This is a genomic window from Acinetobacter sp. IK23, assembly GCF_035615275.1.
In the GTDB taxonomy this organism is placed as follows: Bacteria; Pseudomonadota; Gammaproteobacteria; order Pseudomonadales; family Moraxellaceae; genus Acinetobacter; species Acinetobacter seifertii.
In genome coordinates this window covers 273380-298770 of record NZ_JANBNX010000001.1, presented here as the reverse complement: position 1 = coordinate 298770, position 25391 = coordinate 273380, and the positions used below count along the sequence as shown (strand labels likewise).

Below are 25391 nucleotides of genomic sequence, written 5' to 3'. Positions count from 1 at the left end.
GCTAGTCTGAATTGTTGCCAAAAAATACATCTACGCAAGTCGATACAAAAAAGTGATAATCTAAGGTGAAACCGTTCTTATTTTAAATTGAAGAATTTATGTTGCATTATCAAATAGAGTTCGATGATTACAAACAGCATCTTGTTCACGTCACAATTCGTTTTTTAGCGAATCCAAATCAGGAACTATGGTTACCAACGTGGATTCCGGGTAGTTATTTAATTCGTGAGTTTTCTAAGCATATTGAAGCTGTAAAAGCTTACGATGAAGCTGGGCGCATGCTCAATATTAAAAAAACTGAAAAAAATCGCTGGCGTTTATTTAACACCGATCATGAATTAATTACTGTTGAATACGATGTCTATGCTTATGATTTGTCGGTACGTGGTGCTTATGTAGATCAAACTCGTCTATATATTAACCCAGCCTGTGTATGCTTAGGTTTAGATGGACAAGAGCAATCTGCTTGTGAGTTAGAAATCTTTTTGCCTGATGAGTTAAAACACTTTCAATTAGCAACTGGCTTAGCTTCAAAAAGCTTAGTTAAGGGACGTTTTACCTTAAAAGCTGATCATTATGATCAACTGATTGATAGTCCATTTGAACTTGCGGAGCAAACACGTTTTAGCTTCGAAGCTCATGGAATCGAACATGAATTTGCAATTTCTGGACAGCACAATACCAATATAGAACGTTTAAAAGCGGATATTGAAAAGATCTGTGCAGCTGAAATTGAAATGTTTGGTTCAGCGCCATTTAAAAACTATACCTTTATGACGATGGCAACAGGCAATAGTTATGGTGGCTTAGAGCATTGCAACAGTACTAGTCTGATTACACCACGTGATGATTTACCAAAATCGAATGAACCAACTGAACCTTCGAAAGACTATCAACGTTTCTTAGGTTTATGTAGCCACGAGTATTTTCATTCTTGGTTAGTGAAGTTTATCCGTCCAGAAAACTTTGCAAACTATAATTTACATCAAGAAGGTTATACCTCGCTACTGTGGATCTTTGAAGGGTTTACTTCATATTATGATGATCTCATTTTATTACGTAGCGGTGTGATCTCTCAGAAGTCTTATCTAGATTTGTTGAAGTCACAGCTTGATCGTTATTTACAAAATCCGGGTCGTTTTGTTCAGACAGTCGCAGAGTCAAGTTTTGACGCATGGATTAAGTTTTATCGTCCAGATGAAAACACCAATAATGCTGGAACTAGTTATTACAATAAAGGCGCATTAGTTGCCTTATGTTTAGATTTAGGCTTACGTTTACGTGGTTCTAGTCTTGATGCCCTAATGCGTCGTTTGTATGAAAACACCCAAAACGGTATTCAGGTTAATGAGCGTACCGTTTTCGATTTATGTGAAGAGTTAACGGGTGATAGTTGGGTTGAGCAAATCAATCATTTGATTAACACAACAGATGAGTTGCCGCTGGATCAGTTATTCCCTGAGTTTGGTTTAAGTTATACGCTTAAAAACGATAAGACTTTGGCTTATGGTTTAAAGCTAACCGATAAACCTGAAGGTGTATTGGTACAAAATGCTCAACGTGAAGGAGCTGGGGCAAAAGCAGGTATTTCTGCCAATGATGTCATTATCGCAATTGATGGATTAAAAGCGACCACAAAACTTATTGAGAAATACGCTAAGCAAAAGGGTAATTACCAAGTCTTGGCTTTCCGCCGTGATGAGTTGTTGTCGTTTGAAGTTACAGGTGAAAGCATAAACTTAACTGAAGTTGAACTTATTATTGAAGATCAAACAAAAGCTGATAAATGGTTAAAAGCCTGAATAACAGTTAAATAGTTTATAAAAAACCGATGTTTCGTACATCGGTTTTTACTTTTTAGTAGATTTTAAAAATTGAAATAGGTGTTATCTTTGAGTTTATTTTGAATGAAAAGTATAATATTTGTCAGAACTCTGAAAGATATCTCATGTAATTTAAGACTGATCTATACCTTAAAAGTTGGTAAACCTAGATGTATTACCATAAGTTAGGTATAAGATTATTATCAATAGATTTAAATTATGTATTATTTCGCTGCGAAATGTCGTTATCACTGGATATTTCGTTGACTGGAAGCCAATGAGAGTCGATACTCTCAGGGTTTTATTTAAGCATATCGGTTCGTAGGCACTGGGCCAAAAGCTCGGTCCTCAAAACTCAATTCAACGGAAGGGGCTATATATGGCTGGTGAAAAGTCAACTATCATTTACACACTGACTGACGAGGCGCCATTATTGGCGACTTATTCGCTACTGCCGATCATTGAGACCTTTACTAAGCCAGCAGGTATCGAGATTGTTAAAAGTGACATCTCTGTAGCTGCACGTGTGCTCGCAGAATTCGCTGACTACCTAAGTGAAGAGCAAAAGGTATCCGACAACCTTGCTGAGCTAGGTCGTCTTACACAAGATCCAGATACTAACATTATTAAACTCCCAAATATTAGTGCCTCTGTTGCGCAATTGACAGCATGTATTAAAGAACTTCAATCTAAAGGTTTTGCAATTCCTGACTATCCGGAAAACCCAGCGACTGAAGAAGAAAAAACTATTAAAGCTCGTTATGGCAAATGCCTAGGTTCAGCAGTAAACCCAGTTCTTCGTGAGGGTAACTCTGACCGTCGTGCTCCTGCTGCCGTTAAAAATTACGCTAAGAAACACCCTCACTCAATGAGCGAGTGGAAACAGTGGTCACAAACTCACGTTTCACACATGGAAGAAGGTGACTTCTACCACGGTGAAAAGTCAATGACACTTGACCGTGCACGCAATGTAAAAATGGAACTTATCACAAACAGTGGTAAGAGCATTGTTCTTAAGCCAAAAGTTGCGCTTCAAGAAGGCGAAATCATCGACTCAATGTTCATGAGCAAGAAAGCACTTTGTGATTTCTACGAAAAAGAACTTGATGATTGTAAAGAAGCAGGAATTTTATTCTCTTTACACGTAAAAGCGACAATGATGAAAGTTTCACACCCGATCGTGTTCGGTCACTGTGTGAAAATCTACTACAAAGAAGCTTTTGAAAAACACGGTAAGTTATTTGACGAGTTAGGTATCAACGTTAATAACGGTATGGCTGGGTTATACGAGAAAATCGAAACGCTTCCAACGTCATTACGTGAAGAAATCATCGAAGACTTACATGCTTGCCAAGAACACCGTCCTGCACTTGCAATGGTTGACTCAGCAAAAGGCATCACAAACTTCCATTCACCTAACGACATCATTGTAGATGCTTCTATGCCTGCAATGATCCGTGCTGGTGGTAAAATGTGGGGTGCTGATGGTAAGCAATACGATGCTAAAGCGGTAATGCCAGAATCAACATTTGCGCGTATTTACCAAGAAATGATCAATTTCTGTAAATGGCATGGTAACTTCGATCCGAAGACTATGGGTACAGTACCAAACGTTGGTTTGATGGCTCAAAAAGCTGAAGAATACGGTTCTCACGACAAGACTTTTGAAATTGCTGAAGCTGGTATCGCAAACATTACCGATCTTGACACTGGTGAAGTGTTATTGACTCAAAATGTTGAAGAAGGCGATATCTGGCGTATGTGTCAGGTGAAAGATGCTCCGATTCGTGACTGGGTAAAACTTGCAGTAACTCGTGCTCGTAACTCAGGCATGCCTGCGATCTTCTGGCTTGACCCATACCGTCCACACGAAAACGAATTGATCAAGAAAGTACAAAAGTACTTAAAAGATCATGATACGACTGGTCTTGATATCCAAATCATGTCTCAAGTACGTGCTATGCGTTACACACTTGAGCGCGTAGTTCGTGGCTTAGATACAATTTCTGTGACTGGTAACATTTTACGTGACTACTTAACAGATTTGTTCCCAATTATGGAACTTGGTACTTCTGCGAAGATGTTGTCAATCGTTCCGCTTATGGCAGGTGGTGGCATGTACGAGACTGGTGCCGGTGGTTCAGCACCTAAACACGTACAACAACTTGTTGAAGAAAACCACTTACGTTGGGATTCGCTTGGTGAGTTCCTTGCGCTTGCAGTTTCTTTAGAAGAAATGGGCATTAAAGAAAATAATGCTCGTGCCAAGTTACTTGCGAAAACACTTGATGAAGCGACTGGTAAATTGCTCGACAATGACAAGTCTCCATCACGCCGTACAGGCGAGCTTGATAACCGTGGTAGCCATTTCTACTTATCACTTTACTGGGCAGAAGCACTTGCAGCTCAAGACGAAGATGCTGAGTTGAAAGCTAAATTTGCTCCACTTGCAAAAGCATTAGCTGAAAACGAACAGAAGATCGTTGCTGAGCTTGCTCAAGTACAAGGTAAAGCAGCTGACATCGGTGGTTACTATGCAGTTGATCCTGCGAAAGTAAGCGCTGTAATGCGTCCAAGTGCTACATTTAATGCAGCGCTTTCAACTGTTCAAGCTTAATAACTAATTCGTTAGTAAATAGCTGAAAAGCCGGTGCATATGCGCCGGCTTTTTTATTTTTATAAATAATAGCTATTAAAAAAGCCCACTGACGTGAGCTTTAAAACTTAAATGTTTTTATCGACCATTACGGCCACGACCACGTGGTGCCTTGGTATTTGGACGAGTTGTACCATTGGTCTTGCGACGTGGTTTTTCACTTTCATCCATTTGCCAGATACGTTTTGTACCAGACTTTTTAACAGAACCATCTTTGTTCTTACGAACCATTGGTTTACCACCTGTACCACCCGGTTTTTTCACATATGAACGTGAACGATAAGGTTGTTCTGCTGGCACATCTTTAAAGTCAGGGTAGAGTAGAGGTTCAATTTCTTTGGTCTCGCCCGGCTGTAATCCTAATTGGACTAAATCAATTGAACCAATTTTAGTACGAATGAGACGTAAAGTTGGGAAACCTACCGCAGAGGTCATACGGCGAACTTGACGGTTACGACCTTCACAAATAGAAATTTCAATCCAAGAGGTTGGAATGTTGGCACGGTAACGTACAGGAGGATCACGGTCCCATACCCATTCAGGTTCACTTACCTTAATTGCTTTTGCTGGTAAAGTCATACCATCATTAAGCTCTACACCTTTACGAAGTTGCTCAAGCGCTTCCTCGGTAACATCGCCATCAACTTGAACTAAATACGTTTTGTATTTTTTATTCGCAGGGTTGGTAATGAACTGATTCAAACCACCATGATCGGTTAAAAAAACTAAACCCTCAGAGTCCATATCAAGACGACCTGCTATGCGTAAAGTCGGGTCATCTATAAAATCAGAGACCGTCATATGCGCTTCGTCTTTACGAAACTGGGAGAGTACGTCATAAGGTTTGTTAAGAATGACAATCTTCATTGTAAGTCACTTAAATATAATAATAAAATAAATGGAGCTTGGAGGGTTACCCGTTTGATTACCCGTTTTTCTTTGGGTAGGGGTAAAATAAAGCCCACTAGATGTGGGCTACTATATCAGATTCTTGCTTATACTCTTCAACTTTCTGCTTAACGTATGAAGAGTACCAAAATACATCTTTTTCACTTACGCGAATGGGTTGTTTGATTTTTCCAGAATTTACCCACTCATAGAATTTATCCTTCTGGATCGATAGAAGGTACATAAATTCTTTAGCACGTACACGACGATCAATCTCCATTTACCCCTCCATCTCATTAAAGACAGCACGTAAACCTTCAACTAGTCCAGAACGCAAACCAAGTGGCTCAGCATCTTTCAATAATGGCTCTGACAAGCGCCTCGAAGAACTTGAACGTGAAGCTGACAGAACTGGTGATCGTACAAAAGTTATTGAATACAAACGAAGTTTAAAGAAATAAGGAGAGCCAAATATGGCTAACGATTTTACTAAAGAAGAAAAAGTTGCTTTTGATGAAATCTTAGAAGGTTTTGAAAAACAACTTACTACTTCGAATGCTGCAAAGATGTACCGCCCAGACCAAACTACAATGGAACGCTCAAATGATACGATTTGGCGTCCTATGCCTTATATTGCAACGAGTGTTGAAGGCTTGGACATTACTGGCGAATTTGATGATATGACTCAATTGTCAGTACCAGCAAGCATCAATACAATCAAGAACGTTCCATGGCGGATGAATGGCCTGGAGTTGCGTGATGCTTTACAGGAGGGTCGCCTAGGTGAGGCTGCTAAACAAAAGTTAGCATCTGACATTGAAGTATCAACTCTTACAGCAGTAACGAATTTAGGTTCCATTGTTTCAACCCGACCTTTAACAGCGCAAGGCTTTGAGGATGTGGCTGAACTAGATTCAATGTGTAATGAACTTGGTATTCAGCAGTTTGACCGCTATGTTGCCTATGGCTCTACTGATTACAACAAATTGGCCAAAGATGTTGCAAACCGCGATAATATGGCAGCCAATAAAACTGTTACTGCTTATGAGCGAGCATTAGTTGGTCGAAATATTGCTGGTTTCGATGTATTTAAGCTTGATACTACTCGTAACTTAGTTGCTGCATCAGCTACTGGTGTGACTATGAATGGTGCAGGTCAAAAGCATATTCCTAAAGCTACCGTTCCTAGCCCTAATGGTGGGACAAGCAATGTAGATAACCGCTTCCAAACTATCTCACTAACTGTTACAAGTGGCACCTTAAAAGTAGGCGATGCATTTACGATTGCTGGGGTTAATTCAGTTCACCCAATTACAAAAGAAGATACTGGGCGCTTGAAAACTTTCCGTATTGTTCAAATTGTAACTGGCGCTGGTGGAACTGGAACTGTTGTCATTACACCAGCAATTGTCTCAGCTACTGGCAGCCCAACACGCCCAGAACAACAATACCAGAATGTTACTGCAACACCTGCGAATGGTGCGGTTATTACTTTCTTAAACAAAGTGACAGCTCGTGCTAACCCATTCTGGAAAAAAGATGCGTTGGAAATTATACCAGGGCGCATTGTTGTTCCAGCTGGTTCGGGGCTTGCAGTTATAAGCGCTACTACAACCCAAGGCATTCAAGTATTAATGACAAAACAAACTAGTATTGATAATTATCAAACTAAGTTCCGTGTCTCTGTGTCTTATGGCGTGAATGTCCTAAACACTGAAATGGCTGGTATCCAAATCTTCAACCAAACCTAATCTAACCCAGTGACGACAAATGCCCGCTATATGCGGGCGTCGTCATTTTTGGAGTAATGAAAAGTGGAATATCCAAAAGCTTTGTATCATGGTGACACCGATAAACATGACATGCGTATCGCGAGTAATATTGATGATGAGCAAGACTTGCGAGAAGCGGGTTTTGTTGACTTTGTCATGTTGAAAGAACCGAAAAAGACTGCTGAATCGGCTGAAACTGGCAGTAAAACGCATGACGGTTTAGTCGAAAAACTAGCCTGGACAGAAGATCAACTTGAAACAGCAAAAGCAGAGCTAATTGCTTTTAAAAATGATGTGCCAGCGATGTACGCACGTATTGCTGAGTTGCAGGGTGACACAACTCCCGCAGGTGCAACCAACGATAATCCAAACCCTGAGCTTAACGAAGAGACCACGGACGATGCGCAAGATTTTGATTACTCACAATGGACTGCTGATCAATTGCGCAATGAGCTTACAAAGCGCGGTATCAAATTTAAAGTGCGTGATTCTAAAGATGAATTACTAGCCCTGCTAAATGGTGGCTGATATGTCATGGACTAAGCGGCAAATTATCGAACAGGCTTTTGAAGAAATCGGGATGGCTGCTTATGACTTTGACTTACAGCCTGAACAGGTGGAAAGTGCACGCCGATCTATGGATGCAATGGCTGCACTATGGTCATCTAAGAACATCCAAATTGGCTACCCATTACCAACTGAGGCAGATAGTAGCGATTTAGATCAAGACACTTACATACCAGATTATGCTATTGAAACTTTTTATTTGAATTTAGCAAAGCGTTTAGCGTCAAAATTTGGAAAGGTCTTAGCCCCTGAAAAAGTAGTTTTGGCTAAAGAAGGGTATGAAAACCTTCTACGAATGGCGGTTTCTCATCCACCTCAAATGAAATATGCATGTTCACTGCCCGCAGGTGCAGGAAATAAACGTTGCTATCCATTTATTCTTAATCAGCAAGACAATGCAGTTTTAACACCTAATCAAGATGCGGAGTTCTTCAATGAGTAGACGTCTTAATGAAACTGATGCTTTAGGTGTTGGTGATCAATTCGTTTTATATAAAGGAAATTGCACAGATTTTCGTTCTGTTCCTCAGGATGTAATCCTAAGTTGGATTCTTTCAAACATCCCAGTAGTTAAGCCAGTTTCAGCAATAATTCAGCCATTCAATCCGAATGCCAATTTCACGAAAGAAATTGACAATAATGCCGCTGGTACATATCTGGTGATAAACCCATCAGCAGCGATTGCAGTAGGTACGTTGGTATTGCCTTCGGTAAACAGCATTGTCGATGGTCAAGAGGTGCTAGTGACTTCATCACAGCAAATTACCGACCTAACAATCGATGCAAATGGAGCTACAGTTATTGGCGCTCCCGATGCGATGGGTGCTACAGCTTTTTTTAAACTCAAGTACGAAGAATTGTCTCAGACATGGTATCGAGTGGGGTGAGTAATGCAAATCCCTATTTTGAGCGGAATATACACCGACGAAAATTCTGATTTTCGAACGATGTATCCGCGAAATATGATACCTGTCCCGAAGGAAAACGGAATTGCTAACGGTTACTTAAGGCCAGCGGAAGGTATTAATCATTTAAGTGATTTACCGAGTATTGATCGTGGCGGCATTAATTGGAATGGCGTTTGCTATCGAGTGGCAGGTACGAAGCTTATAAAGGTTTCAGAAGACGGGTCTATAACAGTGCTCGGAGATGTTAGTGGTACAGGTTATTGCAACTTTGACTACTCATTCGATTATCTCGGGATAAATAGCGGTGAAAGCCTGTATTTATACAATGGCACATTAACCAAAGTCACGGACGAAGATCTTGGAGTGGTAAAGGATTTTGCCTGGGTTGATGGTTATTTCATGACGACAGATGGAGAGTTTCTTGTTGTCACAGAACTTAATGATCCTTTTTCTGTCAATCCATTGAAATATGGTTCATCTGAAGCAGATCCTGATCCGATCAACGCATTATTTAAACTTCGCAATGAGATTTACACACTAAACCGCTACACAATTGAGGTATTCGACAATGTGGGCGGTGAAAACTTCCCATTTAGTCGTGTTGATGGGGCCATGATGACACGTGGCACATTAAGTCCTTCCACATGCTGCAAATACTTGGACACCATTGCATTTGTTGGCAGTGGGAAGAATGAGCCATGTTCAATATATATATGCGCGAATGGTGGTACTCAGCGCATTGCAACACGCGAGATTGATCAAATCTTGCGTCAATATTCTGAAACACAGCTAGCAGAATGCTTGCTTGAGTCTCGGATTGTAGATGCACACCAATGGATTTATTTCCATTTGCCAGATAAAACGCTTGTCTATGATGCAGCAGCATCACAAGCCACAAACCAGCAAGTCTGGTTTTTTTTATGCTCTGGATTTGGTGGGGGTCGCTATTTGGCTCAAAACCATGTCTGGTGCTATGACAAATGGATTGTTGGGCATCCGTATCAGCCAAAGCTCGGAACGCTTACAAACGCTTCTGGTGAGCATTGGGGAGAGGTTACAGAGTGGTCGTTCAATACACAGATTATCTATAACGAATCACGTGGTGCAATCTTCCATCAGCTTGAATTGGTGGCCCTAACTGGACGCACGCTATTTGGCGCTAACCCCACAATCTGCACGCAATTTTCTGTGGATGGTATTAACTGGTCCAACGAACGCTACATTAGTACTGGCAAGACTGGTGAGCGTGATAAGCGTCTCATCTGGTTCCAATGTGGACACATGATCAATTGGCGTATTCAAAAATTTACCGGAACATCAGAAAGCAGGCTTTCAGTCGCACGACTTGAAGCTCGGCTTGAAGCATTGGAGAGGTGAAATGGCATTAGTTGATCCCAAAACCCCACCACGGGAATTGATTTACAAATGGTGTCAGGGTGATCAGCGCTTAATCAAAGCAGTCGAGAAGATGTTTGACTTAGTTCCGAGCGAGTTCAATAAAGGCGCAGACGACACAGAAGGCTCTCAATACGCAGCTGATAATGCAGCAACTCAAGCAGGCATTGCCAATGCAGAAGTGGTCAATGTGATGCGTCTAGCTGAATTGAGCGCGTTATCACCTGCTCATGCTCATGCATTATCCGATTCGCTTGGCATCTCACCAGCTCAAGAATTAACAAAGTCTGATTATATCGATGTTGCATGTCAGCAAATCGAATGCTCAAACTTCAACTTAGAGATATGAAAAATGGCAACAGTTACAGCAAAAAATCTTGTGAGTTCGAAGTTCATTGAAATTGCACAGACAACTCAATATACGGCATCAAGCGTCAAGGCGCTTATTGATAAATGCACAGTAACCAATGTTTCAGGCTCAGCAGCGACGTTTAGCATCAATCTTGTGACTTCTGGATCTGCTGGTACTTCAAATTTGATTATCAAAGATCAATCGGTGGCGGCTGGTCAAGTTTATACATGCCCTGAAGTAGTGGGCCATATCCTTGAAGCTGGTGGGTTGATTAGCGCAATTTCAAACACAGCAAGCGCTTTAGTGCTTCGCGTTTCGGGCCGTGAGGTCACGTGAGGCATGTATGCACCTTCAGCAGATCAATGATATCGATATCATTAATTCAATCATCACGAATCCAGATGTAAATGGTGATGTGAGTGATGATTTTTCAGTAAATACAAAGCTCACTGTCTTGCCCAACACTTTTGAGTGGCTCGGCGTGTACGACGATGGTCAGTTACACGGTTTATATGCACTGGTCCCGCAAAACGGCACCACGGCAGAAATTCACACATGCTTGCTGCCATACTTTCGTGGGAAAAAGGCATTTGATGCAGGCCGTTTACTGCTGGACCATCTTTTTAGCAAATATCAAAAAGCGATTTCATACGTCCCTGACTACAACCGAAAGGCTAAGCTATATGCACAGGTGCTTGGGTTTACAGTCGAGGGGATTAATCGCAGCTCGTATCTCAAGAATAACCGCCTGATCGATCAGTTTTTGGTTGGTCTTACAAAAGAGGAATACTTATGCCAGTCGCAGCAGTAGCCGCCGCAACCGTTGTTGGTGGCGTATTATCAAGTAAAGCACAAAGCAAAGCCGCAAGCTCAGCAGCTCAGGCACAAACAGAAGCTTCACAAGCGGCAATTGATGAACAGCGTCGTCAGTTTGATGCTATACAAGAGTTAATGAAGCCGTATGTGAATGCAGGTGCTCAGGGCCTTTCAGGTCAATCTGATTTACTCGGTTTAAACGGTGCAGACAAACAGCAATCCGCAATTGATGCAATTAATAATAGCCAAGCAATGCAGACCTATTTGCAGCAAGGCGAAAATTCCATTTTGCAAAATGCATCCGCAACAGGTGGTTTGCGTGGTGGAAATACTCAAGCAGCACTTTCACAATTTAGACCACAGCTTTTAAACCAACTAGTTAATCAGCAGTATCAAAACTTAGGAGGCTTAACCTCGCTGGGTCAGAATGCAGCTGCTGGTGTTGGTAATGCTGGTATGCAAACGGCAAATAACATCGGCAATCTGGTTGGTTCAATTGGTCAAGCGCAGGCTGGTAACGCGCTTGCTCAAGGACAAGCATCAGCAAATATGTGGAACAGTTTAACAGGAGCTTTGGGAAATCTAGCCGGAGCATCAGCATTTAAGGGCTTTTGAGGTGAATCATGGCACAGCCAAATAACTACATTCTTGATCTGCCAAACCCTATGGATACTGTGCAGAAGAGCTTTAACTATGGGTTTAACACAGCGGCTCAGGTAGAAGAAGTGAAGCTCAAGCAAGAACAGCTTGCGCTTCAAAAGAAACAACAAGCACAAATGCAAGCCGACTTGGCTGATCTGGCAAGCAACCCTTCACCAGAAGGCTATGCCAAAGTCATGACTATGTATCCACAGCTTTCTGAAAATCTGAAACGTGCCTACGACACCATGGATGATGGTAAGCGCAAAGCTGTGTTCAATACATCCTCACAGGTATTTGCTGCACTATCCAATCAGCAGCCAGATATTGCCAAACAGGTTTTAACCGACCAAGCCACAGCGTACGAAAACGCAGGAAATACGAAAGATGCGAGCGTGACAAAGGGAATTATTAAGCTTATCGATACTGATCCAGATGCTGCACGTGCCTCAGTTGGTATGTTAATGGCTGGAACTGATCCTGATAAATTTAAGGATGTTTGGACTGCTCTTGGTTCTGAACAGCGTGCAAATGAAATGCAGCCTTATGAGATTGCTGAATCAAGAGCAAAAACTGCATATACAGAAGCTCAAACAAACGACATTCCATTAGCAGCAGAAGACCGCCGAACTGGTGTAAAGAATCAAGGCAAAAAGATTGAATATGACAATCAAAACTTTTATGACAAGTTAAGCCAAGATCAACAGCAGTTCTATGATGGTCTAGATAAAACCGAGCGCATTGAAGCGGCAAAATTGAGAGCATCTAAAGCTGAAAGTTCAATCCAAAGAGTTGAGCGACTTGAGAAAGTTGAAAATTATGCTAATGCTTCGAAACAGGCAGCAGATGCATCTAATCTAGCTGCAAAACTCGTTAATCAGACTAAGGAAAATGGCGGTGCTTACTGGGATCGGTTAGTGCGTCAAGTGCCGGGAACATCAGAAAATACTTTTGCAAAAGATATTGAGACTTTAAAGTCTCAAGTCTTCCTTGCTCAAGTAGAAAAAATGCGAGGTTTAGGTGCTTTAACCGATAAAGAAGGGGATGCTATTCGATCATCTATTGCATCACTTGATATTAATCAGGGGCCAAAAGCAGTTCAGCAAAACCTTTCAAAAATCGCTCAGCAAATGTCAGCTGCAGCTAAGAGTGCCAACCGTAAAGCTCAATTATATGCAACAAAAGGGGAAGGCTATTCTCCTGCTGTTATGAGTGCTGCAAAAACCCTTGGAATTTCTCCCGCAGAAGCTCAGAAGTTCGTTAATGAGAATGGATTGTAAAATTGGTCATATGTTATTCTCTTTTCATTCATGAGGAGAGAATAAATGAAAAGAATATTTTTTGTACTACCTTTTGCACTGATAGCCACGAAAGAACTATATGCAGCTAGTTGGTTGCCTGTATTTTCTTCCGACACTGATCGGTATTATATAAACATAGAAAGTGTTAAGAAGACCAGTTATGGGATGGTTAACGCATGGTTTAAGAAAGAAATTGTTAAAGATACAGTTAAGGACGGTCAAACTATTGGGGATTACACTTTATTAATGTACCAAGTTGATTGTGAGCAAAGAAAATATGGGGTTTTGAGCGCTCAGGCATATAAAAACAACAAGCATATGCCTAATAGCAGCTTCACGAGTAGCTACTCAGAAATGACTCCAGCTGTACCAGAATCAATTGGTGAGGGTGTTGTAGATAAATCATGCAAAGCATGGGAGATGTTAAGCGTCAAATATTAAATTCAAGCCTAACTAACCATCACATACCAGCATCTTATTCCACCCTCAATATGGATATATTTAATTACTCTGTATTGAGGGTTTTCAATAAAGTATTCAGACATATCGATTACAGGATCTGAGTATTGAGGACGGGTGAAGTCTTTGACATATTCAGGCATGATTTTTAGATATTAAATTATTTTTTATAAAATACCATAAACCGCTTTCGAGCGGTTTTTTTACGCCCGAGGAAAAGTTATGGCAACAAGAGAAAACTTTGAAAAGCTATTGGGTTCACCAAATGTACAGAAGATGCTTGACCTGATTGCCAATGCTGAAGGTGTTCAACATGGCTATAACACTTTATTTGGCAATGAACGTTTAGATGATCTATCAAGCCATCCAAATATTAAAAAGCAATTTAAGCAGACTGATGGGCAAGTAAAGAATACAACTGCCGCAGGTCGATATCAGTTCTTGAAAGATACGTGGGATGGAGTAGCAAAAGATCTTGGATTGAAAGACTTTTCTCCAAAAAATCAAGATATTGCGGCAGTGGCATTACTTGCTCAAAATGGCGCTTTACCATCAGTTTTGAAAGGTGACTTTAAAACTGCTGTTCAAAAATCTGGTAGCACATGGGCCTCATTGCCTTCTTCACCATATGCACAGCCTAAACGCTCATGGAAAGATCTAGGTATTAGTAATCCTGCACGTGAAGATTATCAATCACAAGCTTCAAAAATCGTTGCTGCATACAAGCAAAAACAAAAAGAACAAGAAACAAAAGCACAGCTACAAGTAGATACAGGCCGTGCTCAACGAATTGTAGAAGCATACCAAAAGGCACAAATGAACAATGCTGCTAATCAACCACAAGGACTCCCAGATTTCGATGCAAATGGCGTCATAACCTATGAACAACCACAAGCAGCACCTAAACAACCTGAACCATCTTTAGCAGATAAAGCTTTAGGTATTGGCGAAACAGCACTATCTGCTGCCACAGGTGCAACAAGTGGCACGCTTGGCATGATTGGCGGTACGATTGGTCAAGTTGGTCGTGAGGTTCTTTCGGGTGATTTCGGCACACCAGAGGCTGCTCAACGCATTTCACAAAATGCCGCTGTAGGTGCAGCAAATCTAACATATGCGCCACGTACTCAAGCAGGTCAAGAATATACTCAAGCTTTGGGTGAAATCTCTGAACCACTGGTGGCTTTAACTCCAGCTTTAAGTGAATTGGCTTTAGCTGGTCAAGCTGCACGCGCCACTGCTCCAATTGCACAAGGCCAAGCGATTCGCACAGCTCAAGCGGTTGCACCAGTAGTAGAGCGTGCAGGCCAAATGGCAGCAAGACCAGTTCAAGCTGTAGCTAATGCCACACGCTTAGGTGTTCAGCGCATGGGTGAGATGGTAGGCTTAAGAACACCAGAACCAGAAGTTCCAGCACCTGCAAATGTCGGTGCAGCTCAAGTTGATCAGGCAACAATTCGCCAAGCCCTTTCTCAAGATTTGCCTTATCCAGTTCAATTAACAGAAGGGCAAATGACCCGAGATCCTGCACAGCTTAAGTTTGAAGTTGAAACTGCCAAGGATCCAGAACTTGGTGCTCCACTTCGAAAACGTCAAGAAGAACAGCATCAAGTTATGCAACACAACTTAGATGCATTCATTGATATGACTGGTGCTAAAGCAACGAATATGCGTGAAGCGGGCTTGTCAGTAGATAAAGCACTTCAAAAGCAATTGCAAGCAGATAAAAACAAGGTCCGAGTAGCTTATGCGAAAGCAGACAAGTCGGAAGAAGCTCAAGCACCTGTTGATGTCTCTCTACCTGTACAAGTTGGGAATATGGATCCTATGTCAGTAATTGATTACCTCAATTCTCAACCCGACCTAACTACCACTCCTATTTTGCAAGTTGCAAAGAAGATGGCTATCGAAACAGGTGTTGCAGCAAAAGGTGAAGATGGAATGTTAATTCCACTCAAACCAACAGTTAAGACGATGGAAAAGTGGCGCTCTGAAATTAACAACAATGTGAATTATGAAGCCCCAAATATACGCCAAGCATCAATATTAAAAAACATGATTGATGCTCATACACAACCAGTTGAGGGCATACTTTATCGTGCAGCTAGAGCTGAGCGTAAGAAGTTAGGAGACCAATGGGAAAAACGAAAAATTATCACTGATTTAACAACTAATAAACGTGGTACTGATGATCGAAAAGTTGCTCTGGAAGATATTCAGAAGCGGATTGTTTATGATGGCTCACTAGATGATCTTAGGTTCACCAAGAGAACACTTCTGAATTCAGGTGAAGAAGGATGGCAAGCTTGGAAAGATATCAAAGGGCAAACCCTTCAGGAAATCAAAGATGCTGCTACTGCTGGTGTTGCGCCAGATGGACAAGGTAACCAGATGGTAAGTGCTGCTGCATTAAACAAGGCTATTAGCCGTCTTGATCGAGATGGGAAGTTGGATTTTATCTTTGAAAAAAATGGAGCTGAGAAACTTCGAGCAATTAACGAAATATCTAAAACGCTCTTTACTACACCAACATCTGCTGCAATCAATCATAGCAATACAGCCGCAACATTAGCTGCCGCAATGGATATCGCAATGTCTGGTTTATCTGGAGTTCCTGCTCCAGTGGCTACGGCATTACGACTTGCCACAAAACGCATTAAAGACAATAAGATTCGCAAACGTGTGAATCAAGCTTTAAATATCAATCAATCAAACTAATCTAGCCAAACAAATGCCGCCTTCGGGCGGTTTTTTTATGCCAAATTTAAAGGAACCACTATGAGCAGCAAAGTACAAGTGCCTTATCCCTTTTTTTCTGATATTGATGGTCGTCCATTAAATGCGGGTTACATCTATATCGGCGAAGCGGGGAAAAATCCAGAAGTTTACCCAATAAATGTTTTTTGGGACGAAGATTTAACCGTACCAGCCGCCCAGCCACTTCGCACACGAAATGGATTTATTTCAAAAAACGGAAGAGCTGGAAAGATTTTTGTTGCTGAAAGTTCTTGCTCTATCACAGTAAAAAATAAAAATGGTGTAATTTCATATACAGATCTGCGATCAGATGCGATTTTTGATCAAAAAAATTTGGTTAAATCTGTAAATAGCATTGAGGATTTAGAAAATTTAGAAGTATGGGAAGGTCGCACTGTATATGTTGGAGGTTCGCAAGGCGGTGAGTTTAAATATATATCTGCAAATGCCGCTTTAAATGATCAGGTTGTAAATTTTTCTGGATGGACACGTCAATTAGACAGCTTAATTATCACTCCTGAAATGGCTGGGGCTGGACTTATTTCAGATAACGAAGCAGTTCAGAAATGTTTAAATTATTTGCTGACTAGTAGCGAGCAATCGAAAAAATACTCAATAATTGGAAATGGCAAATATACATTTTCAAACTCAGTTTTAATTGTAAATTTTGGCTATGGCTTAAACATGTATTTGAGAAGTGTTGAAGCTGGAATAAACTACCCGGACAAAACAAATTACAAAACTGCAACTCCTTTTTTCCAGATTGGACAAAATGGCGTTGGTGGCTCCATGGTTGGCTTAAATATCACTTGCGGTTATTTAAATGGAGCAGGGAAAGCGAGCTGGTTAAATTTTGGTGGATATGCTTGCGGCGGTTCCAATTTTCATTGTGACAAAATGGAAAACATGGTCAATGGTGTTTCTGCAATCAAACCAAATTTTAATGCAGCTTCTAACAAAATTACAGGTGGATATTGGGTCAATGGGACAGGTTATGGAGCTATAGTAGAAAAAGGAAGCTACGTTGTTGAAGGGTGGGTCTTTGATGTAAATTTCATTGCGAACTTTAACGCAGGCGGAATAATATTAAGAGATGCGCAATATGCACGTATTGAAAGTCAGTTGGATTTTAATGGAACATATTGTACTGAAATCACAATCAATGAAACATCGTTTACTGGATTGACAAGAGATGCTGTTTTATCAAGCGGTTCAAATACTGCCGATATTATAGCCTTTTATCAACAGAAAAAAGGCGTATATACAATTCTTGTTTATGAAAACCAAAATACGGCAGGCGGCAGTAAATTTAGTATTGGCAACACTATAACAACAGTCGCAGGATTTTCTGGAACAATTAAATCTTTAAGAACGGCAGCTACCTCAAACTGGTATCCGGACATCGTCCATGATTTTTCAGGTCAGCCATTTGCTAAATGTCTAATTAAAACACCTTATTCGGGAGGCCTTGTTGGTTCTCAATTATTTTCAAGTGATATTCAGTATTACAATTCTACTGATGCGAAAACAAATAATAGAAACGGATCACAATTTGTTCACAGCGGATCAATTTTAACACTCCGCGATGCTTATTTTGACACAAATGTTTTTGATGTAACGGAAACTCTATTAGCACCATATAGACATCTTTACATGAATGATTATCGAACATATGGTCAAGAAGTTGGTGTTACATTAAGTCAAGGCGCTGTAACTAATGTTTTTCAGTTACTTCGAAAAAACAACGGTACAGTAGCAGCTGTTTCTGAAATGTATAAAGTTACATGTGTGTCAGCAGACAATGGGCTGAACGGGGAGTGGGATGTTTTTGTAAATGTTGCGGGAAATTTATATATACGACCAATATTTGAAAATAATGTTACAGCAAGCGCAAGCGGAAGTAATTTTCAGCTTGCACAAGGTGCATTAGTATCAATACTTTGTGTTGTAAATTTTCAGAGAGTTTTTTGATTTTGAAGCCCTTAAGGGCTTCTTTCTTTTATTCTGATAAAGCCCCATAATATTGGAATAAAAACAAGTTGAAATATAATGGGTAGAAACGTCCAAAAGTTAACAAAGAACGACATTAAAGCGCAAAAATATAGAACTGAGCAAGCAGATAATGTTTTAAAGTTAATATTTTTTGAAAGTCGATCAAAATAAATCTTTGTCATGAATGCAACAATTGCTGTAAAACTATATAGCCAATATCTCCCCATATCTGCATAAATCGGATACATATAAGAAGCAATGTTAAAGTTTATCACTTCTAGTGTAGAGATATAATCTTGAGAGCTTTCACCTCGCAAAAAGGATGGAATCAGACCCGATAAAGATGAGTTATCGTAAAAAGGTGCGCCCGAATAATTGATCATATTGTCTAAGTTTAAAATATTAAAATAGAAATACGAGTATATCCAAGTAAAGCTTGTTGGTAGCCATTGCCATTTTTGATGAACACCAGCCAATTCTGTAATGTCCCCACTTCTCAAACTCCCCATAAAACCAAAAAAAACAATTGCTACAGTAACAATTATCATGGCTTTGACAACTTGAATTCGCCCTTTTAAAATTGTGTAAATAAAGAAGCTTTCTATTGCTAATGAAAAAATATTTTGCCTTGTCATAAACAAAATAAAAATTAGGAAAATAAATAAGTAAAAATATAAATGCCTCTTGTTATTTGTTTTCATGTAGATATAAAAACATAAAATACCTAGAGCATTGCTAAATGCCAAAAATAAACCATAAAGTCCGGGCATGCCAAAATCTAAATAACCTGAATCACCTGTTATAAAAAGTTTTATTAATGGTATGTACCCAGCTATAGCGATATTTAACAAAACAAAAAATATAAAAACTAACTTTATAGCATTTAGATTGCTATTATTATATTTAATATCATCTGATTTTTTATTAATATAACCAAGATTAATACTGCAAAAGATATTAAATATAAATAATGATATCGAAATAATCGATATTGTGGATATATTTAAGACCCTGTAATATGATGAGTAATCAAACATTGAAAATAAAATTATCAACAACCAAGAGGTATTAAAAACAAGGTTTGGACTTGTATAATTCAGTCTATTAACAAAAATTATTTCACATAATAAATAGACACTAACAAAAAGAGAAATAAATTGAACGCTTTCATACAGTTCTCTAAATAAGATAAAAAAACACAACACAAGCATTCGAATATTTAGAACAACGAAGCTTTCTTTATAGATTTTTACAGGCATTTCTTAACCCTTTCAGATTTGGGTGCAATGTTAGCAATTTTAAAAATTTCTATCTATAAAAATCAAACAAATTATGGTTTGTATAGATAGAGATTTATATTTCTAAAGACCATACGCCACAATCGGTTTTTTCCCAGTTTCTGAAGAGATGGACAACAGTTTTTAGAAGTAGATCACCAGGTATCAGCAAACAAATACTTGGTTAAAAATGATGAGTTAGTCTTAAGAGATTAATTTAGAAATTTCTTATATAGCACCCAACCGGGTGCTTTTTTATTGCCTAAACGAAAGGGGGAAGGCATGACTGAAAATGAATCATACGGGTTGAGATTTGAAAAGAAAATCGACTCCATTCAGAGTGATATTCGCATGTTGTCAGATCATGTTACTCGACTGACTTTTATTAATGAAGCACACAAAGAGACTAGCGAACAGAACAAAAAGGACATCGATACATTAGATATCAAAGTCGCGAATTTGGAAAATCGTACAGCTTCGCAAGATGGCGGTCTTTCTGTATTGCGTGTACTGCTTGGCATCTTTGCAGGAATCGTATTTTCGCTCTGCGCTTGGGTTGGATCTTCAATTATTCAATTAAGCCAAGATCAATCTTTAATTAAAGAGAAAGTATCACGGTTAGAGGAAGCAGGACGATGAATAGTGAAAACACAAGAGCTTATCTAGCTTTCGCATTAGTGGGACTGATGTTTGTTTTAGTGATAGCTTTATTTTTTGTGGATATGCCACGTGAAAATAGCAATCTGATTAATACGGCATTGGGTTTTATTGCTGGGGCTATGACAACAGCATGTGGGTTTTATTTTGGTAGCTCTGAGTTAGAGAAAAAGAAAGGTGAATCCAATGACAACTAAACCATTCTTCGATGCTGCCCGAGTAATTGCAGGCGGCAAGCTTACACAGGCGCAAGTAGACGATCTAAATAAAGTGGTCGAAAAACTTGCACCAGGTGGAAAAACTACAAGTGATGATGGTATAGATTTAATAACTAGTTTTGAAGGCACGCGATTCAATGCTTACGATGATGGTGTAGGGGTTTGGACCATTGGTACTGGCACAACAGTTTATCCTAATGGCGTGAAGGTTAAGAAGGGCGATGCTTGTACAGCAGAACAAGCTAAAGCCTACTTTAAACACGACTTAGCTAAATTTGAAAAGACTGTAAATGAATCTGTGACAGTGCCTTTAACTCAAAATCAGTTTGATGCTTTGGTATCGCTGACTTACAACATTGGCTCAGGTGCTTTTAATAATTCAACCTTATTAAAAAAACTGAATAAAGGTGATTATCAAGGCGCTGCTGATCAATTCCTTGTCTGGAATAAGGCAGGCGGTAAAGTCATGAAAGGTTTAGTTCGTCGCCGAGAAGCAGAGCGAGCACTCTTTTTAAAGAAGTAACTTATATGTGTAAGCGTACCAAAGTTGCATCAATCATCACATTGCTGTGCTTAATCTTCTCAGGTTGCACAGCTCACACTATAAATAGTAATGTGAACGTCTCGATTTGTGTAAGGGCTTTGTGATGTCGCAAGTCATGATCATGGTTTCGGAAGCGGGCAGAATGGAAAATACTTGCAATCTACCCGCTGATTTAGATAAGAACGGGAATGTTCTTAAAATCTATGACTACTCATTAAAAGAGTTACCAATTAATTTGGATGGAACTGTGACTTACAATGGTAAAAGATGGACCTTTGATAAGAAGCAAAGCTTTTAATCTTTCCAACTATCTACAATATCTGCCCAGTCTTGCATCATTTTTCGCCTAGCATCCAAGTGCTGCGAATGGTCATAAGATGCTTTTGTTCTATTTTGTTCTGCATGAGCAAGTTGTTTTTCAATCCACGCCTCTTCATAACCTTTTTCATATAGTAGGGTAGAAGCTGTTGCACGAAAGTCGTGAGCAGTTACATCATTCAACCCAATGTAAGTAAGCATTTTATTTAACGTTGTCCTAGAAATCATACAGTCACGTTTCTGAGGAGAAGCAAATACATACTTCTGGCCTTTAGTAATTGCATACTGGTCTTTCAATATCTCATACAGTTGGTCAGACATAGGTACGATATGAACTCTATCCATCTTCATTGACCTTTCTTGCCTTCTTCGGCGAGAAGATCTAGGGAATTTAATTATCCGGTCATCAAAATGAACAAATGGCCACTCCATTTTTCTTACTTCAATTGTTCTCAACATTGAGTAGAGCAAGGTTAGTGTGGCATTTCTAACAGTAGAAGAGCCTTTATAAGTATCAATGTTAGTCCGAAGGATAGTCCGTTCGTGCGGCTCAAGTGGTCTTGCATGTTCTACTTGTGGGCTTTCAATAGCCTCTTTAACTGCGTAGGTCGGGTCAGTATCAGTCCGCAGTGTAACAATTGCATAGCGCATGACTAGCCCAATAAAGCGCCTATTCAGGTTGGCTGCGGCCTCACCTGTAGCAAAGTTATCTTGTTTTTTAATTCGCTCCATAGTGTTCTTCATGATTTGGAGAACATCAGCCGAATTAACTTCTTTGATTGGCTTACTTCCAATTATCTTATAAATATCTCGTTCCATTGCCCCCTTAAAACGATCCACATATCCTTCGGATTTGTATTTCATCTTTTCTTTAATGAACTCTTCTGTAATAGCCTTAAAGCTGTTATTAGTTGCAGCACGTTTTTCTTCTTCTTTCTGATTTCTGTCTTCAACTGGATTAATGCCTTTCGCAAGTAAGGCCTTTGCGTCTTCTTTTCGCTTCCTGGCATCAGCTAATGATACAGACGGGTACTCACCAAAACTAATAGTTCCTTCCTTGCCATTTAAAGTATATTTAAAGCGCCATATTTTTTTACCTGATGGGCGCACTTCAATATAAAGACGTTCAGCATCAAGAATGCGATACATTTTTTCAGTTGGCTTTAAGGTCTTGATTTTAGAGTCAGAAAGCATACGGGTAACGGGTAATGAAAAGAGGTTACCCGCCACGATACCCGTTTTTTGCGAAGATTAAAATAGATTATAAAAGATTAAAACAGACAAATAATTATGGCTATCTCTTGAATTGTATGGTTTTGGCAGATTGATACAGATTACAACAGATTATTATCTTTAGAATTGTTAAGAATGACGATTTTCATAAAAAATGACTTCTTCTTTCAAATAAGCGGTAAAAACATTGAGCTATATTTAAGTGTGAAATTTGCTTATTTCCCACATAAATCTCAAAAAGGATTAAATTCGATTAAGCTATTATGCGTTAATAAAAGTTGAAAGTATTGTTTATCGATAATTATTTTTGTTTGTTTAGTTAAATATTATAAAAGGGAGAATCTACACAATGGGTTATCAGAAGATCGTGGTTCCTGCCGATGGTGATAAAATTAAAGTAAAAGCAGACCTATCACTGAATGTACCAAATCATCCAATTATTCCTTTCATTGAGGGTGATGGTATTGGTGTAGATATTACACCGACCATGAAAACAGTTGTTGATGCGGCTGTTTTAAAAGCCTATGGCGGTAAACGTTCCATTGAGTGGATGGAAGTCTATTGCGGTGAAAAGGCTAATAAAATTTATAGCAGTTATATGCCAGAAGAAACTTTTGAAGCTCTGCGTGAATTTGTCGTTTCAATTAAAGGTCCCTTAACTACTCCAGTTGGTGGTGGTATTCGCTCACTTAATGTGGCATTACGCCAAGAATTAGACTTGTACGTGTGTGTACGCCCTGTACGTTGGTTTGAGGGTGTTCCATCACCTGTTCAGCATCCTGAACTAACCGACATGGTGATTTTCCGTGAAAACTCGGAAGATATTTATGCTGGTATTGAATGGAAAGCTGATTCTGAAGAAGCCAAAAAAGTGATTAAGTTCCTTCAAGATGAAATGGGCGTCACAAAAATTCGCTTTCCAGAAGGATGCGGCATTGGAATCAAGCCAGTATCTAAAGAAGGATCGCAACGTTTAGTTCGTAAAGCCATTCAATTTGCAATAGATAATGACAAACCATCGGTAACCCTTGTTCATAAAGGTAATATTATGAAATATACCGAAGGTGCCTTTAAAGAATGGGGTTATGAGTTAGCTTTAGATCGTTTTGGTGGTGAACTCATAGATGGTGGGCCATGGGTTAAAATTAAGAACCCTAAAAATGGTAAAGACATCATAATTAAAGACGTGATTGCGGACGCTTTCTTACAGCAAATTTTGATGCGTCCTGCAGATTACTCAGTGATAGCAACCCTTAATTTAAATGGTGACTATATTTCTGATGCATTAGCAGCAGAAGTAGGAGGTATAGGAATTGCTCCGGGAGCAAATATCGGGGGGGCAATTGCCGTATATGAGGCAACACATGGCACAGCACCTAAATATGCTGGGCAAGATAAAGTAAACCCTGGTTCAATTATTCTTTCTGCTGAAATGATGCTACGTGATATGGGCTGGACGGAAGCGGCAGACCTGATTATTAAAGGTATTTCAGGAGCGATTGCAGCCAAAACGGTGACTTACGATTTTGAACGTTTAATGCCAGGAGCAACCTTATTGCGTTGCTCTGAATTTGGTGAGGCAATTATTCGTCATATGGAAGATTAGACTGTCATAAAGAAGCCCTTAATGAGGGCTTTTTTATTACTTTGTGATTATTATTTATAGTTTTTTATTTATAGTTTTTTATAGTATTGAAGTTAATACAAATAACAAGCTATGAGTTCGCGGTATAAGCCCAAAGCATACAAGTCAGTACAGTTAAACTTAACAATATTCCACCCTGACCATAATGAGTTGCATAGAGGGGAACTTGTCCAATACTGTGCGTAAGTTTATAGTTCAAAATAGGTCTAATGCAAAAGAAAAACAGCGGTAATGAAAAGATTACCGTGTTACTCATTTTAATGGTAAAGCGGAAATAGTAACTAAATAGCCCTATTACCATTACATATAACAGAGTTTTGAAAAGTACTTCTCCACTGGTATAGACATCTATACCAACATAAATATTAAACTTCCATATAAGAAGGCTAAATGTAGCAATTATTGAAATAATAGTTACTACAACAGCATTTGCTGGGCTTGATACATTTAACATTTTTAAGTTTTAATTGATATAAAATAATTTATTTAAAATATATATTATAAAAATATATATTTCAGTGACCATTTTTAACTTTATAAAAATCACGAAAAATCGCTATTCAGACTTTTTAAGACTAATGCGAATTTGAGCTTGTTTCTTTAAATACCCATAGCGCAAAGCAGAAGATAATGACGAGGAATAATCCTAAAATTTGACCATGACCAGAGAGGTAAAATGGAACCTCTGGGATGGTTTGAATGGCTTTATAGTCAAGAACAGGCGATAGCCAAAAGTATGCAAATGGAATAGCAATTAAAAATTGTGTTGTAAACTCAATATGATCGCGTGTTAAAAAGCCAAGGGTAGCCGCTGTGGCAATATAGATAATAATCTTTACAGAGACTTCATAGGATGTTGTGATGTCCAGTGCAAATATAGTTCGACATTTAAATGCTAATAATGAAACGCAGATAAAAGCGAACATCGCTAAGAGCTTTAAAAGCTCATCAATATAATTGTTATTGCTCATGTCTTACTCTATTTTAAGTATTAAAATTATAAATTTTGAATAAATATAGATGAGACGAAAACACTCTACATTGACAAAATATGACATTTTTTGTCAATACAGCTGCTTTGTAAATAATCAAGAAATGCAAACGATACCTTTTTACGACACAGATTTAATCGTTAATGTTCACTTTGAAAAAATTGACAAGCCCCTTATTAGTC

Annotated in this window: 26 protein-coding genes; 20 read left to right on the top strand and 6 right to left on the bottom strand. The window is 39.3% G+C overall.

Going from position 1 to position 25391, the window contains the following annotated elements; all coding sequences use genetic code 11:
- Positions 1-98: 98 nt before the first annotated feature.
- Positions 99-1802, top strand: a complete 1704-nt coding sequence (locus tag MSG95_RS01535; RefSeq protein ID WP_004700053.1) for a M61 family metallopeptidase — start codon at positions 99-101, stop codon at positions 1800-1802.
- Positions 1803-2202: 400 nt separating this feature from the next.
- Positions 2203-4440 (top strand): NADP-dependent isocitrate dehydrogenase, encoded by a 2238-nt coding sequence (locus MSG95_RS01530; RefSeq protein WP_004700056.1) that lies wholly within the window; start codon positions 2203-2205, stop codon positions 4438-4440.
- 117 nt (positions 4441-4557) lie between these two features.
- Here the strand turns inward: MSG95_RS01530 and MSG95_RS01525 are convergent, their stop codons facing one another.
- Together MSG95_RS01525 and MSG95_RS01520 are read right to left on the bottom strand one after the other, a co-directional pair.
- Positions 4558-5346 carry an rRNA large subunit pseudouridine synthase E gene (locus MSG95_RS01525; protein WP_004700057.1) on the bottom strand — a complete coding sequence of 263 codons (789 nt, stop codon included), beginning with the start codon at positions 5344-5346 and terminating at the stop codon, positions 4558-4560.
- Positions 5347-5443: 97 nt separating this feature from the next.
- A complete protein-coding gene (locus MSG95_RS01520) occupies positions 5444-5647 on the bottom strand; it encodes a helix-turn-helix transcriptional regulator (RefSeq protein WP_000401872.1) in 204 nt (67 codons plus the stop codon).
- A gap of 193 nt (positions 5648-5840) precedes the next feature.
- On the opposite strand from MSG95_RS01520, the gene MSG95_RS01515 reads away from it, so the two are divergent.
- The 13 genes from MSG95_RS01515 to MSG95_RS01455 all read left to right on the top strand — a co-directional run bounded on the left by MSG95_RS01515 (position 5841) and on the right by MSG95_RS01455 (position 18304).
- On the top strand, positions 5841-7118 hold the full coding sequence (locus MSG95_RS01515) for a P22 phage major capsid protein family protein (RefSeq protein WP_324624752.1): 1278 nt from the start codon (positions 5841-5843) through the stop codon (positions 7116-7118).
- 63 nt (positions 7119-7181) lie between these two features.
- Entirely contained in the window at positions 7182-7667 is a 486-nt protein-coding gene (locus tag MSG95_RS01510) for a hypothetical protein (protein ID WP_324624751.1), read from the top strand.
- Position 7668: 1 nt separating this feature from the next.
- Positions 7669-8148, top strand: a complete 480-nt coding sequence (locus MSG95_RS01505) for a packaged DNA stabilization gp4 family protein (RefSeq protein ID WP_324624750.1) — start codon at positions 7669-7671, stop codon at positions 8146-8148.
- A complete protein-coding gene (locus MSG95_RS01500; protein ID WP_324624749.1) occupies positions 8141-8593 on the top strand; it encodes a transcriptional regulator in 453 nt (150 codons plus the stop codon). The genes MSG95_RS01505 and MSG95_RS01500 overlap by 8 nt, the downstream gene beginning before the upstream one ends.
- Positions 8594-8596: 3 nt before the next feature.
- On the top strand, positions 8597-9991 hold the full coding sequence (locus MSG95_RS01495; RefSeq protein ID WP_324624748.1) for a packaged DNA stabilization protein: 1395 nt from the start codon (positions 8597-8599) through the stop codon (positions 9989-9991).
- A 1-nt stretch (position 9992) separates the two neighbouring features.
- A complete protein-coding gene (locus MSG95_RS01490) occupies positions 9993-10358 on the top strand; it encodes a hypothetical protein (protein ID WP_324624747.1) in 366 nt (121 codons plus the stop codon).
- Between the two features lie 3 nt (positions 10359-10361).
- Positions 10362-10697 (top strand): hypothetical protein, encoded by a 336-nt coding sequence (locus MSG95_RS01485; RefSeq protein ID WP_324624746.1) that lies wholly within the window; start codon positions 10362-10364, stop codon positions 10695-10697.
- A gap of 7 nt (positions 10698-10704) precedes the next feature.
- Positions 10705-11172, top strand: coding sequence for a DUF2824 family protein (locus tag MSG95_RS01480; RefSeq protein ID WP_324624745.1), 468 nt, complete (start codon positions 10705-10707; stop codon positions 11170-11172).
- Positions 11154-11792, top strand: a complete 639-nt coding sequence (locus MSG95_RS01475; RefSeq protein WP_324624744.1) for a hypothetical protein — start codon at positions 11154-11156, stop codon at positions 11790-11792. The genes MSG95_RS01480 and MSG95_RS01475 overlap by 19 nt, the downstream gene beginning before the upstream one ends.
- Before the next feature lie 8 nt (positions 11793-11800).
- Entirely contained in the window at positions 11801-13096 is a 1296-nt protein-coding gene (locus tag MSG95_RS01470; protein WP_324624743.1) for a hypothetical protein, read from the top strand.
- Between the two features lie 45 nt (positions 13097-13141).
- On the top strand, positions 13142-13558 hold the full coding sequence (locus tag MSG95_RS01465; RefSeq protein ID WP_324624742.1) for a surface-adhesin E family protein: 417 nt from the start codon (positions 13142-13144) through the stop codon (positions 13556-13558).
- Positions 13559-13798: 240 nt separating this feature from the next.
- Positions 13799-16294 (top strand): hypothetical protein, encoded by a 2496-nt coding sequence (locus tag MSG95_RS01460; protein WP_324624741.1) that lies wholly within the window; start codon positions 13799-13801, stop codon positions 16292-16294.
- Positions 16295-16354: 60 nt separating this feature from the next.
- Complete coding sequence (locus MSG95_RS01455; RefSeq protein WP_324624740.1) at positions 16355-18304, top strand: hypothetical protein; 1950 nt, start codon at positions 16355-16357, stop codon at positions 18302-18304.
- Between the two features lie 11 nt (positions 18305-18315).
- Here MSG95_RS01455 and MSG95_RS01450 read toward each other — a convergent pair whose 3' ends face one another.
- Positions 18316-19584 (bottom strand): O-antigen polymerase, encoded by a 1269-nt coding sequence (locus tag MSG95_RS01450; RefSeq protein WP_324624739.1) that lies wholly within the window; start codon positions 19582-19584, stop codon positions 18316-18318.
- A gap of 300 nt (positions 19585-19884) precedes the next feature.
- Here MSG95_RS01450 and MSG95_RS01445 point away from each other — a divergent pair, with 300 nt between their 5' ends.
- The 4 genes from MSG95_RS01445 (at position 19885) to MSG95_RS01430 (ending at position 21319) form a co-directional block, all read left to right on the top strand.
- Positions 19885-20241, top strand: a complete 357-nt coding sequence (locus MSG95_RS01445; RefSeq protein ID WP_000138209.1) for a hypothetical protein — start codon at positions 19885-19887, stop codon at positions 20239-20241.
- Complete coding sequence (locus MSG95_RS01440) at positions 20238-20456, top strand: hypothetical protein (protein ID WP_001083663.1); 219 nt, start codon at positions 20238-20240, stop codon at positions 20454-20456. Before MSG95_RS01445 ends, MSG95_RS01440 begins: the two co-directional genes overlap by 4 nt.
- Positions 20446-21000: a lysozyme gene (locus tag MSG95_RS01435; protein WP_006581821.1), complete on the top strand. Its 555-nt coding sequence runs from the start codon at positions 20446-20448 to the stop codon at positions 20998-21000. The genes MSG95_RS01440 and MSG95_RS01435 overlap by 11 nt, the downstream gene beginning before the upstream one ends.
- Before the next feature lie 124 nt (positions 21001-21124).
- On the top strand, positions 21125-21319 hold the full coding sequence (locus MSG95_RS01430; RefSeq protein WP_000084540.1) for a hypothetical protein: 195 nt from the start codon (positions 21125-21127) through the stop codon (positions 21317-21319).
- Here MSG95_RS01430 and MSG95_RS01425 read toward each other — a convergent pair.
- Positions 21316-22533 (bottom strand): tyrosine-type recombinase/integrase, encoded by a 1218-nt coding sequence (locus tag MSG95_RS01425; protein ID WP_086238315.1) that lies wholly within the window; start codon positions 22531-22533, stop codon positions 21316-21318. The genes MSG95_RS01430 and MSG95_RS01425 overlap by 4 nt on opposite strands.
- Before the next feature lie 388 nt (positions 22534-22921).
- Between MSG95_RS01425 and icd the strand changes: the two genes are divergently transcribed.
- Positions 22922-24178, top strand: a complete 1257-nt coding sequence (gene icd, locus MSG95_RS01420; RefSeq protein WP_077164810.1) for an NADP-dependent isocitrate dehydrogenase — start codon at positions 22922-22924, stop codon at positions 24176-24178.
- Between the two features lie 109 nt (positions 24179-24287).
- Here icd and MSG95_RS01415 read toward each other — a convergent pair whose 3' ends face one another.
- Positions 24288-24671 (bottom strand): hypothetical protein, encoded by a 384-nt coding sequence (locus tag MSG95_RS01415; protein ID WP_004700062.1) that lies wholly within the window; start codon positions 24669-24671, stop codon positions 24288-24290.
- Positions 24672-24792: 121 nt separating this feature from the next.
- A complete protein-coding gene (locus MSG95_RS01410) occupies positions 24793-25188 on the bottom strand; it encodes a hypothetical protein (RefSeq protein WP_004700063.1) in 396 nt (131 codons plus the stop codon).
- Positions 25189-25391 lie beyond the last annotated feature (203 nt).

Coding starts and splice junctions, on each gene's coding strand:
- MSG95_RS01535 (WP_004700053.1), top strand. CDS start 99: ATGTTGCATTATCAAATAGAGTTCGATGATTACAAACAGCATCTTGTT.
- MSG95_RS01530 (WP_004700056.1), top strand. CDS start 2,203: ATGGCTGGTGAAAAGTCAACTATCATTTACACACTGACTGACGAGGCG.
- MSG95_RS01525 (WP_004700057.1), bottom strand. CDS start 5,346: ATGAAGATTGTCATTCTTAACAAACCTTATGACGTACTCTCCCAGTTT.
- MSG95_RS01520 (WP_000401872.1), bottom strand. CDS start 5,647: ATGGAGATTGATCGTCGTGTACGTGCTAAAGAATTTATGTACCTTCTA.
- MSG95_RS01515 (WP_324624752.1), top strand. CDS start 5,841: ATGGCTAACGATTTTACTAAAGAAGAAAAAGTTGCTTTTGATGAAATC.
- MSG95_RS01505 (WP_324624750.1), top strand. CDS start 7,669: ATGTCATGGACTAAGCGGCAAATTATCGAACAGGCTTTTGAAGAAATC.
- MSG95_RS01500 (WP_324624749.1), top strand. CDS start 8,141: ATGAGTAGACGTCTTAATGAAACTGATGCTTTAGGTGTTGGTGATCAA.
- MSG95_RS01495 (WP_324624748.1), top strand. CDS start 8,597: ATGCAAATCCCTATTTTGAGCGGAATATACACCGACGAAAATTCTGAT.
- MSG95_RS01490 (WP_324624747.1), top strand. CDS start 9,993: ATGGCATTAGTTGATCCCAAAACCCCACCACGGGAATTGATTTACAAA.
- MSG95_RS01485 (WP_324624746.1), top strand. CDS start 10,362: ATGGCAACAGTTACAGCAAAAAATCTTGTGAGTTCGAAGTTCATTGAA.
- MSG95_RS01480 (WP_324624745.1), top strand. CDS start 10,705: ATGCACCTTCAGCAGATCAATGATATCGATATCATTAATTCAATCATC.
- MSG95_RS01475 (WP_324624744.1), top strand. CDS start 11,154: ATGCCAGTCGCAGCAGTAGCCGCCGCAACCGTTGTTGGTGGCGTATTA.
- MSG95_RS01470 (WP_324624743.1), top strand. CDS start 11,801: ATGGCACAGCCAAATAACTACATTCTTGATCTGCCAAACCCTATGGAT.
- MSG95_RS01465 (WP_324624742.1), top strand. CDS start 13,142: ATGAAAAGAATATTTTTTGTACTACCTTTTGCACTGATAGCCACGAAA.
- MSG95_RS01460 (WP_324624741.1), top strand. CDS start 13,799: ATGGCAACAAGAGAAAACTTTGAAAAGCTATTGGGTTCACCAAATGTA.
- MSG95_RS01455 (WP_324624740.1), top strand. CDS start 16,355: ATGAGCAGCAAAGTACAAGTGCCTTATCCCTTTTTTTCTGATATTGAT.
- MSG95_RS01450 (WP_324624739.1), bottom strand. CDS start 19,584: ATGCCTGTAAAAATCTATAAAGAAAGCTTCGTTGTTCTAAATATTCGA.
- MSG95_RS01445 (WP_000138209.1), top strand. CDS start 19,885: ATGACTGAAAATGAATCATACGGGTTGAGATTTGAAAAGAAAATCGAC.
- MSG95_RS01440 (WP_001083663.1), top strand. CDS start 20,238: ATGAATAGTGAAAACACAAGAGCTTATCTAGCTTTCGCATTAGTGGGA.
- MSG95_RS01435 (WP_006581821.1), top strand. CDS start 20,446: ATGACAACTAAACCATTCTTCGATGCTGCCCGAGTAATTGCAGGCGGC.
- MSG95_RS01430 (WP_000084540.1), top strand. CDS start 21,125: ATGTCGCAAGTCATGATCATGGTTTCGGAAGCGGGCAGAATGGAAAAT.
- MSG95_RS01425 (WP_086238315.1), bottom strand. CDS start 22,533: ATGCTTTCTGACTCTAAAATCAAGACCTTAAAGCCAACTGAAAAAATG.
- icd (WP_077164810.1), top strand. CDS start 22,922: ATGGGTTATCAGAAGATCGTGGTTCCTGCCGATGGTGATAAAATTAAA.
- MSG95_RS01415 (WP_004700062.1), bottom strand. CDS start 24,671: ATGTTAAATGTATCAAGCCCAGCAAATGCTGTTGTAGTAACTATTATT.
- MSG95_RS01410 (WP_004700063.1), bottom strand. CDS start 25,188: ATGAGCAATAACAATTATATTGATGAGCTTTTAAAGCTCTTAGCGATG.